Annotated in this window: 2 protein-coding genes; one reads left to right on the forward strand and one right to left on the reverse strand. The window is 72.4% G+C overall.

Going from position 1 to position 576, the window contains the following annotated elements; all coding sequences use genetic code 11:
• Nucleotides 1-221: cupin domain-containing protein (locus tag ASG00_RS15595; protein ID WP_200930818.1), on the forward strand; the 221-nt coding region annotated here is incomplete at its 5' end.
• A gap of 3 nt (nucleotides 222-224) precedes the next feature.
• On the opposite strand, the gene ASG00_RS16225 is transcribed toward ASG00_RS15595, so the two are convergent.
• A partial coding sequence (locus ASG00_RS16225; protein ID WP_235559032.1) for a molybdopterin cofactor-binding domain-containing protein occupies nucleotides 225-576 on the reverse strand: 352 nt, incomplete at its 5' end.

Below are 576 nucleotides of genomic sequence, written 5' to 3' on the forward strand. Positions count from 1 at the left end.
CCGCTCCCGGCGACTACTTCGCCCACGCGGAGGACGAGTTCTCCTACGTGCTCGACGGACGTGTGTGCCTCGACCTCGACGGCGAGGTGACCGAGCTCGGCGTGGGCGACTCGTCGTACTACGCCGGCGGCGTCGCCCACCGCACGTGGTCGGCTGACGGCGCACCGTTCCGGCTGCTGATCGTCAAGCAGCGGCCGCCGCACTCCGCCGCGACCGACTGAGCGTCACCGGCTGCCCGCGTCACCGGCCTGCAGGGCCCGCCACACGCGGTCGCGCGAGAACGGCTGCTCGAACACGCGCACCCCGATCGCGCGGCTGATCGCGTTGCCGATCGCCGCCGACACGGGGTTGTAGGGCGACTCGCTCATCGACTTGGCGCCGAAGGGGCCGAGGTCGTCGTTCGTCGACGCGAACAGCACCTCGGTGTCGGGCACGTCGGCGGACTGCGGCACGCGGTAGGTGCGGAAGACCGGGTTGATCACCCGGCCGTCGTCGCCGATCATGACCTCCTCGTAGAGCGCGCTGCCGACCCCCTGGGCGACGCCGCCCTCGATCTGGCCGCGGCACTGCGCCGGG

It is taken from the genome of Microbacterium sp. Leaf351 (assembly GCF_001423825.1).
Taxonomy (GTDB): domain Bacteria; phylum Actinomycetota; class Actinomycetes; order Actinomycetales; family Microbacteriaceae; genus Microbacterium; species Microbacterium ginsengisoli.